Consider the following 9,390-nt stretch of genomic DNA (forward strand, 5'->3'; position numbering starts at 1 on the left):
GCTGCTTTGGCTCAGTCCGTACGCGAAGGCAAAATTGCCGGTGCTGCGACGGATGTTCTTACCGTGGAGCCTCCTAAAGAGGGAAATGTAGTGCGCGATGCCTCAATTCCTAACCTGATCGTTACACCGCACAATGCTTGGGGCAGCGTTGATGCGCGTCAACGCATTGTGGATCAGATGGTGGAAAATGTAGAAGCCTTTAAGCAAGGCCGGCCTATCCGTCAGGTAAATTAAAAACTGCCAAATAAAAACTAAATGCTGATTAAATTCGATCAGCATTTTTTTCGGTTTTCTGGCGTAATATATTTATCTAATAGCTTTAAAAATTCACTCTGAACCAGTGCAGACCGGGGGTTAAATATAATTTCCTGATAGACGCGCTTAAATTCGGGTACCCGTTCATCGGGACGCTTGTCATAAGATGTTCGATAATGGGTTTCAAACATATAAATCAGATGATTCTGCGAAAAATAAGCAGTTCGATAGCTATAAATGTCATCTCCTTGAGTCCCGATTCTTAATTTACACATATCCTTGATCCGATACAGGTCGGCATTATTGCCAGAGGCGGGCCTAAATTCAGCTTCCTCCAAGTGTTCTATATGCTGGATTTTTTCGCCTTCGGTTTTATGGTTATAAGGATTCGCACTAGACAGGCTCGGGATGGAGGATAATTCATCATCAATCGCAGCAATTGAGGTCACGGTTTCGCCTGAAACCAGTAAGGTAATGTATAGAATAGCTACGCCACACAAAATACCGACGATAAAGCTGAAAAGAATTTTTCTCATTTTTATTATCTTCTCATGATTTTATTTGAGCTCAGTCTAAAGAAAGGCTTAACTATCTTCAATGCTTAAAAGAAAAAGCCCGTAATGGGCTTTTTTCAATGCGATGATTTAGAGATCATCTACTGCATAACTGGTCGCTGTACCGGAACTTGACTGGGGCTGTGATACCGATGAATTTTGAGTTGCGGTAGATGGCTGACTCAAAGGCTGCTGTACGATCGGTGCCTGTTGTGAATTACCGCGCCAGACTTCACGGGTTTGCTTAATTTTCTGCCCTGTTTGCTGTGCTACCTGAGTCGCACCCTGATCTACTTTCTGGATGGTATCTGATGCCGCAGACTTGGTATTGCCCCAGGCACGGTCTACACCCGGTTTGATTTTGGCAATGCCTTTTTCAGTGACTTCACCTACTTTTTCAGCGGTATTGATAACACCTTCCTGTGCTTTATAGGCAAACACATGCAGCAGGTTCGGATTCTCACCATAAGGTGCAATCGGTTTAGTGGTCTGAGTGGTTTCGGTCTGTGCAAATACAGGTGCACAGAACATTAAAGCTGTCGTTAAAATAATTGGGGTTTTGATATTCATTATGGATCGACCTCGAATTCGTCAAAGAGCGGTCTGAGTTTGGTTTTCAGTGTAACGGATAATCAGCCAAAAACAATGAATAAGCTGTGAAGAGAGTATAGGTTCAGCGTAGTTCCATACGAGGATTTTATAATTTTTAAGAGAAAGAAAGAGCAGGTCAAATCAGAGGAAAGATTAAATTTCTATTCATTCAAATAAATAGCCCCATTTTCAGGATGAAAACAGGGCGATTTGTTTAGTCACATTGTGTCAGGGCATCTTTGGCAAAATGATTGCGCAGAGTTACAAAGTTCTTTTGTACTGCCGCATCATGTAGGTCAAATTTTTGTGCTGTGCTGGTACCGTCGCGCTGGAAAGTCGCTGAGCCGGCATCAATCAGGGTCATGCCTTTAAATGACCATTGCTCAACTGAACGGTTGTTACCGATATCGCCAGTAAATTCAATCACGCATTTGTCGAGGAACTTGGTCAGTTTCGCCTTATTGTTGGTGGTTTCTGGAATAACTTCGAGATTTTTTACTTCCTGTAATACACCCAGTTCCAGTTGTGGAATGGTGGGTTGAGATGTACATGCTGTAAGTGCGATACCCGCAAGAGTCGTCATAATGAGTGTTTGAAATTTCATGCGCTTCTTTCTTGTTGAGTGTTGTTAGGGTGAGTATATGAAATATATGGTGAAATGCCTAGAAATGTTGAGAAAGGTTTCTTAACCTTCTTCATATTCGTAGGCAGTTAATAAGGAATAGAAGCTATTAGGTCGTTTATCTAAATATTTTGATAACTTATAAAAAGGTATTTCGACCTTAAAATCACCAAATGCGTAAGCAGTGACAGTGTATGGTGCAAAAAATATTTCTAAGCCATGTTCTTTAATGAGGATAGTATTTGAGTCGATCTGCTCACTTCCTTGCTTAACCCACTCTTTATCGAAATCATCAAATTCCGAGCGATAAGCAATTTGTGCTAATAAATCCTCATAGCAATAAGACTTAATAAATGCCTCTGCTTCTAGAATATTTTCTGAGTGAAAAAGTAAGTTATAATTGATAAGAATAGCTTTCCCATTGTTTACATAGAAATTTCTAGTAAAAAAATGGTGATTGCCATGTGCTCCACCTGTATAAAAATAATTTGTGAATATGAAACTCACGAAATTATTTCTGACATATCCGATGTCAGCATTTATTAGAGTATCGTAAATATCTCGAAATGTAGGTTCATTATTTTCTCTTTCGATTTCTAATGGTTCCTCAAAGAATCTTTGTCTTAAATGAATTAATTGGTCTATAACTATTGAATATATAAAATCATTTACTTCTTTAAAGTTATCATGTGCTGCTTTAATGACAGGGTAATTGCTATTAAATTCAGCTCCTGTAAAAGATGTAACACTTTCAGATATTTCTTTTAACTCAATTCTTGGTTTCGTAGAGTCTTCATTAATCCTTTCAATATTTCTTTGTTTAGATGCTAAATCTAGTGATCTGAGAACCTTAGTCCATTCTTGACTTTGTAAATCTCGATTAATATTTATAAACTGGATTTCTGATGCGATAGTATTTGGTACTTGACACTTATCAAGTTGAATTGGGATTAAATAAATGAATCCTTCTGGATAATCTTTTCTCTTATCTACAAAATATTTTAATTCACGCTGAACATAACCTACTTTGGAAACACTATCAGAAGACATAAAGACTAAGACAACATCAGTATCTTGCATATTAGCTTTAATACACTCGTCCCATGCCTGTCCAGGCAGAAGATCATGTTCATCCATCCAAGGATTAAAGTTTTTTCGTTTTAATTCTTCATAACATTCTAAAACAAAGTCTTTGTCTTCTTTTGCGTAACTAAGAAATACTTTCATACTATTTTAATAATAAAAACCCCACTAACTTATAGCGGGGTTTTGTTTAAATTTCAAGCAATACGAACTTAGTGTTGAAGCACTGAAATATCCGCAACTTTAGTGAACAGATCACGCAACTGAGCAAGCAGACGTAAACGGTTGGCTTTCAGTTCAGCATCATCTGCCATCACCATGACGCCGTCAAAGAACGCATCGACTGGTGCACGAAGAGCAGCCAATGCAGACAACGCAGCAGTATAATCTTTAGAAGCAAACAACGGATCAACCACTGGAGTAATTTTTTGCAGTTCAGCGAACAATGCTTTTTCAGCATCTTCCACCAGATTGGCTTCAACCACAGCACCTTCAGGCGCAGCTTCTTTAGCCAGAATATTCGCCACACGCTTGTTCGCAGCAGCCAGTGCAGCAGCTTCAGGCAATGCACGGAAGTGATTTACCGCATTTACACGCTTGTCAAAATCAAGCGGAGATTTTGGTGAAAGCGCTTGAACGGCTTGGATTACGTCAACATCAACGCCTTGGTCTTCGTATTTCGCACGGTAACGACCTTCAAGGAAGGCAACCGCATCGTTTAAAGTCTTATCGTGGTCTTTCAATACATCGCCATAAGCAGCCAAAGCCAGCTTGATCAGATCTTCAATAGATACATCAAGTTCATTTTCAGTCACCAGACGCAGGATACCAATCGCAGAACGACGTAGCGCAAACGGGTCTTTAGAACCTGTAGGTGCCTGACCAATACCGAAAATACCAGTCAAGGTATCTAAACGGTCAGCAAGGGCAATTGTTGTACCAGTTTTGGTTTTCGGTAGAACGTCACCCGCGAATTTAGGTAAATACTGCTCACCTAAAGATTCAGCCACTTCATCATTTTCGCCTTCAAGACGTGCGTAGTAAGTACCCGCGATGCCTTGAAGTTCTGGGAATTCACCCACCAACTCAGAAGTTAAGTCGCATTTAGCAAGAAGAGCCGCTTTTTCAGCATCTTCAGCTTTTGCACCTGTAATCGGCGCAAGTGCTACCGCCAGTTTGGCAATACGTTCAGACTTGTTCCACAAAGTACCCAGTTGTGCCTGGAATACCATGTTTGCCAGTTTCTCTTTACGAGAAGCTAATGGCTGTTTTTGGTCTTGCAGGAAGAAGAACTCGGCATCAGACAGACGCGGGCGAACCACTTTCTCGTTACCTTCAATAATTTGAGTCGGATCTTTAGACTCAATGTTTGAAACGGTAATGAAGTAAGGCTGTAATTTATTTTCAGCATTCACCAAGCAGAAATACTTCTGGTTGTCCTGCATGGTGGTGATTAATGCTTCTTGAGGAACTGCAAGGAAGCGTTCTTCGAAGCTGGCACGTAAAGCTACAGGCCATTCAACAAGAGCCGTTACTTCGTCGCGAAGATCAGCAGGGACAATTGCAATGGCATTTACTTCATCAGCCAGTGCTTTGACTTGCTGGTCGATGATCGCCTGACGTTCTTCAAAAGAAGCAATTACTTTCGCAGCGCGAAGGGCATCCAGATAAACATCTGCATTGGCTAGGATAATCGCTTCAGGCGCATGGAAACGGTGACCATAAGTCATGTTGCCTGCTTTGTGATCCTGAATGGTTGCATCAATTACATTGCTGTCTTTTAACAAGACCACCCATTTTACCGGACGAACGAATTCAGTACGGCTAGCTGCAGAACGCATGCGTTTTGCGATAGGCAATTGATCCAGAGCATGTTGCAGGATTTGTGGCAGTAAAACGTCCAGACTTTGGCCTTTCACATCTTTCAGGTAGCAGACTTTTTCAACTTTACCGGCCTGGAAAGTAGACACCTGATCAACCGTAATGCCTTGACCGCGCATAAAGCCTTCAAGTGCTTTGGTTGGTTTGCCTTCAGCATCATAAGCCGCTTGCACAGCAGGACCGTCAAAACGTTTTTGCGTATCCGCTTGAGCAGCATCAACATTTACGATTTTAAGTGCCAGACGACGTGGCGCTGCATAAGCTTCGATCGCATCGAAAGCCAGACCCGCATCTTTTAAGCCTTTTTCAGTTTCAGCTTTTAAAGCATCACGTAATTTTTTCAGGCTTTTTGGAGGAAGTTCTTCACAGCCAAGTTCAAATAAAACTGTATGTTTAGACATTATTTGTTCTCCGCTGATTTTTCTGCTTGAGCCGCTTCTGCTTCTACTTGAGCTTTAAGCTGAGCCAGGACTTCGTCACGTAGGTGAGGTTCTGCCATTGGGAAACCAAGTTTCGCACGTGCTGCTACATAACTGGTCGCAATTGAACGTGCCAAAGTACGCACACGCAGAATATAACGCTGACGTTCAGTCACAGAGATCGCGCCACGCGCATCTAACAGGTTAAAGCTGTGTGATGCTTTAATCACTTGCTCATAAGCAGGTAATGGCAGTTCAGCTTCGATTAAACGGGTCGCCTCAGCTTCGTAGAAATCGAACAGTTCGAACATTTTTTCTACTGGTGCATATTCGAAGTTATAAGTCGATTGTTCTACTTCATTTTGATGGAACACATCGCCATACGTCACAGTACCGAACTGACCTTTGGTCCAAACCAGATCGTAAACTGAGTCTACACCTTGCAGATACATCGCCAGACGTTCCAGACCATAAGTGATTTCACCGGTTACTGGGTAGCATTCAACACCACCGACTTGCTGGAAGTAAGTGAACTGAGTCACTTCCATGCCGTTCAGCCAAACTTCCCAGCCTAGACCCCATGCGCCCAGTGTTGGAGATTCCCAGTTATCTTCCACGAAACGGATGTCGTGAACTAAAGGATCAATACCGATTGCCTTTAAAGAATCTAGGTAAAGCTGCTGGATGTTGTCCGGGTTTGGCTTAAGCACAACCTGGAACTGGTAATAATGTTGCAGACGGTTCGGGTTCTCACCATAACGACCATCTTTCGGACGGCGTGATGGCTGAACATAAGCAGCATTCCAGGTTTCGGGACCTAACGCACGAAGGAAAGTTGCAGTGTGGAATGTCCCTGCACCCATTTCCATGTCGTAAGGCTGTAACACGACGCAGCCTTGCTCCGCCCAGTAGTTTTGTAAGGCAAGAATTAAGCCTTGGAAGGTATCAATATGCGATATGGCGCGACTCATGGTCATCCACTTAAAATTAGAGAAAAATTGTGCTTGATTATAAGTATTTTACAGGGGAGTGGCAAAGGGTTAATACGCTGAAAATATTTTGGAAAAAATTAAAATGGTCTTCATTCATGCCAGATTTTGCGCGGCTTTGCTGCAATTTTATGCTGGAATAGCAATGGGATGAGATCCAAAAATCAGGAATAAATCAGATGTATAGCATCCTGTTCACTGAAGCGCGATAAAGTTAAACTGATCTCATACGATTGCGGTCTTAGAATTAGTTTAATCTTCACACAATATAATAATGCCTAATAATAAGGAACTTCATGACCACTTACCAAATTCAGTGCCATTTAAAATACAAGATTGTGCAACCTACCGAATTTATTTTTATGGTTCAGGTCGCCCATCATCCCGATCAGAATATTCTCGGAGAACAGCTCACTATGAATATGCCGGTCAAGTGGCATGAATTTCAGGATGCTCAGCATCAAAACCGTCATATCCGGTTGCAACTCGAACCCTGTGAGGCATTTGAACTGAACTATAGCGCGACAGTTACCCGTCAGCCGAGTATTCCGATTGATCTGAGGCAAAATCTGAATGAAGTCAAAATCCCAGATCTGCCGGATGAGGTACTACCTTATTTGCTGGCCAGCCGCTATTGCAATTCAGATTTATTATTAGAAATGGCGAAGCGCTCATTTGGCTGGATGACGCCCGGCTATACGCGTGTAAAAGCCATTGAACAGTGGATTTATAACAATATTTCTTATGTCTCTGGCTGTTCTGACCAGTTTACGACTGCGACAGATGTACTGGTCCACCGAGCGGGTGTATGCCGTGACTTTGCTCATTTGGGCGTTGCGCTGTGTCGTGCTTTAGGAATTCCGGCACGCATGGTGGTCGGTTATGTGGAAATTGAAAAATTTTTACCCGATTTTCATGCCATTTTTGAAGCCTATCTGGAAGGAGGGTGGGTGCAGTTTGATCCGACCCGTTTAGCCCCGGTCGACGAGCTGATTCGCATTGGTACTGGGGTAGATGCCGGAAATGTAGCATTTTCAACCTATTATGGTCAGGTCGAGCTGCTCAAAATCGAACCTCTGATTAAATCTGGTTCTCATAGCGAAGCTGAGACTAAAATCACCTGACATGAATGATCTTATTGAAAATCCTATGAGAGATTGAATAGTAAAATAGGACTAGATGGATGGTTTTTCTCTGGTGTGTGACTTAGCTTTTTAAACAGCATCCATTTAAGTGTAATTAAAAGATATAAAATAAATACATCTTTAAAGCGACTAGTTTTATAATGCGCAAAATCTGTAAACATTAAAATCAGGCGCGCCGTGTTCCATTCCAATCTCGACTGGCTCAATACCTTAAAACCGAATTTTAAAGTTCTTCCACTCAAGGACCGTTTACTCTGCGGTATTGGGGCACTACTGGGTCTCACGGTATCATCATTACTGAGTTTATGGATTCTGGGTGATTTTGAAGCCTGGTATATTGCGCCGATGGGGGCCTCATCTGTGCTGCTGTTTGCAGTTCCGGCCAGTCCCTTGGCACAGCCCTGGAATATTCTGGTAGGTAATACTATTGCTGCGGTAGTGGGTGTGACCTGTGCCTTGTTTATTTCCAGTCCGACGGAAGCTTTTAGTCTAGCGGTAGCTTTGGCTATTATCCTGATGATGACCACCGATTCCCTGCATCCACCGAGTGGTGCTGTGGCTATTACGGCGGTACTCGGCGGCAATGCGGTGCATGAACTCGGCTATGCTTTCGTTTTCTATCCGGTGCTGCTGAATTCGATCTTATTGATGGTAATTGCGATCGTCTTTAATCGAATGATTGGCAAGCGTTATCCGCAGCAGGCGCAATTGAATACCCGTTCCAAAGATCCGACCCCGACCCAGAAAGTCACTATTCAGCCGCAAGATATTCAGGAAGTACTAGATCAGCAAACCGAGCTGCTGGACATTAGTGAATATGACCTGCAAAAGATTATTCTGGAAGCGCAGGACCGAGCCAATGCCCGTGCGGTCAACCAGTTTACCTGTCAGGACATTATGACTAAAGACGTGGTGACCCTGCATGCCAATGATAATATTCAGCATGCACTGGATAAATTTAAAGAAATGAACCTGATGAGCCTGCCGGTGGTTAATGCGGAAGGCAAGCTGGTGGGAACGCTGGCCATGTATCAGGTGGTAGAATGGTTTAAACGTGCTGCAGATGTGCGCAGCAGCTGGGAACATCAGGTCAAACATATTATGACCCGCAAGGTAGTCACAGTGCAGCCATTGCAGCCGATTCAGGATCTGGTGCCCTATTTTGTGGAACGTTCTTTTAACTATATCCCGGTAGTGAGTGAGCAGCGTCTGGTCGGAATTATCAGCCGCGCAGATATTATCGCTGCCCTGAATCAGGAACTGAACCATTTTAAAATGAGAGCTTAAAGCTGTTTTGAATAGTTCTGAAAAAAAAGCACCCTCGGGTGCTTTTTAATTTGGAATCTGGATTTATTTAAACTTAGATAAAGAACCAGTAAATAAACAGGGAGACCAAGAAAATACACATGATATTCAGGACAAAGCCGACTTTCATCATTTCACTTTGTTGAATATGGCCAGTACCAAACACAATCGCATTCGGTGGTGTCGCCACAGGTAGCATGAAGGCACAAGAAGCCCCAATCCCGATCACAATCACCAGAATCTCTTTAGGCATACCCATCTGGTCGGCAATGGCGGCAAAGACCGGAACCAGTAAGGCAGCCGAGGCAGTATTACTGGTAAATTCAGTCAGGAAGATGATGAAGGTTGCCACAACGAAGATAATTACGAGAGGCGAGGAGTCACCGAAAGCATTTGCCAGTGTTTGACCTAAAACCAGAGAACTGCCTGAATCCTTCAAGACAGCACTTAAGGTCAAGCCGCCACCAAACAGATAGAGCACGCCCCAATCGGTATTTTCAGCAACCTGTTTCCATGTAGCCGTACCCAGAATCACCACCAGACAGG

Annotated in this window: 10 protein-coding genes; 3 read left to right on the forward strand and 7 right to left on the reverse strand. The window is 42.9% G+C overall.

The window, feature by feature from the left end; all coding sequences use genetic code 11:
• Positions 1–234, forward strand: a 234-nt coding sequence (locus tag B4J23_RS11220; protein ID WP_291360664.1) for an NAD(P)-dependent oxidoreductase, incomplete at its 5' end; no start/stop codon positions are given.
• A gap of 38 nt (positions 235–272) precedes the next feature.
• Here the strand turns inward: B4J23_RS11220 and B4J23_RS11225 are convergent.
• The 6 genes from B4J23_RS11225 to glyQ all read right to left on the reverse strand — a co-directional run bounded on the left by B4J23_RS11225 (position 273) and on the right by glyQ (position 6,376).
• Positions 273–791, reverse strand: coding sequence for a hypothetical protein (locus B4J23_RS11225; protein WP_291360666.1), 519 nt, complete (start codon positions 789–791; stop codon positions 273–275).
• 108 nt (positions 792–899) lie between these two features.
• Positions 900–1,379 (reverse strand): hypothetical protein, encoded by a 480-nt coding sequence (locus tag B4J23_RS11230; protein WP_291360668.1) that lies wholly within the window; start codon positions 1,377–1,379, stop codon positions 900–902.
• A gap of 235 nt (positions 1,380–1,614) precedes the next feature.
• A complete protein-coding gene (locus B4J23_RS11235) occupies positions 1,615–2,004 on the reverse strand; it encodes a hypothetical protein (protein ID WP_159123919.1) in 390 nt (129 codons plus the stop codon).
• An 81-nt stretch (positions 2,005–2,085) separates the two neighbouring features.
• Entirely contained in the window at positions 2,086–3,249 is a 1,164-nt protein-coding gene (locus tag B4J23_RS11240; RefSeq protein WP_291360671.1) for a TIR domain-containing protein, read from the reverse strand.
• 68 nt (positions 3,250–3,317) lie between these two features.
• Positions 3,318–5,387: a glycine--tRNA ligase subunit beta gene (gene glyS, locus B4J23_RS11245; RefSeq protein ID WP_291360673.1), complete on the reverse strand. Its 2,070-nt coding sequence runs from the start codon at positions 5,385–5,387 to the stop codon at positions 3,318–3,320.
• Positions 5,387–6,376 carry a glycine--tRNA ligase subunit alpha gene (glyQ, locus tag B4J23_RS11250; protein WP_005232423.1) on the reverse strand — a complete coding sequence of 330 codons (990 nt, stop codon included), beginning with the start codon at positions 6,374–6,376 and terminating at the stop codon, positions 5,387–5,389. Before glyQ ends, glyS begins: the two co-directional genes overlap by 1 nt.
• A gap of 314 nt (positions 6,377–6,690) precedes the next feature.
• On the opposite strand from glyQ, the gene B4J23_RS11255 reads away from it, so the two are divergent.
• Together B4J23_RS11255 and B4J23_RS11260 are read left to right on the forward strand one after the other, a co-directional pair.
• The gene (locus B4J23_RS11255; RefSeq protein ID WP_291360676.1) at positions 6,691–7,518 is read left to right on the forward strand and encodes a transglutaminase-like domain-containing protein; all 828 of its coding nucleotides are present in this window, start codon (positions 6,691–6,693) and stop codon (positions 7,516–7,518) included.
• A gap of 198 nt (positions 7,519–7,716) precedes the next feature.
• Positions 7,717–8,826 carry an HPP family protein gene (locus B4J23_RS11260; protein ID WP_291360677.1) on the forward strand — a complete coding sequence of 370 codons (1,110 nt, stop codon included), beginning with the start codon at positions 7,717–7,719 and terminating at the stop codon, positions 8,824–8,826.
• Positions 8,827–8,899: 73 nt separating this feature from the next.
• Here B4J23_RS11260 and B4J23_RS11265 read toward each other — a convergent pair.
• On the reverse strand, positions 8,900–9,390 hold a 491-nt coding region (locus B4J23_RS11265; protein WP_291360678.1), incomplete at its 5' end, for an SLC13 family permease.

The organism is Acinetobacter sp. UBA3025 (assembly GCF_002367915.1).
Classification (GTDB): Bacteria; Pseudomonadota; Gammaproteobacteria; order Pseudomonadales; family Moraxellaceae; genus Acinetobacter.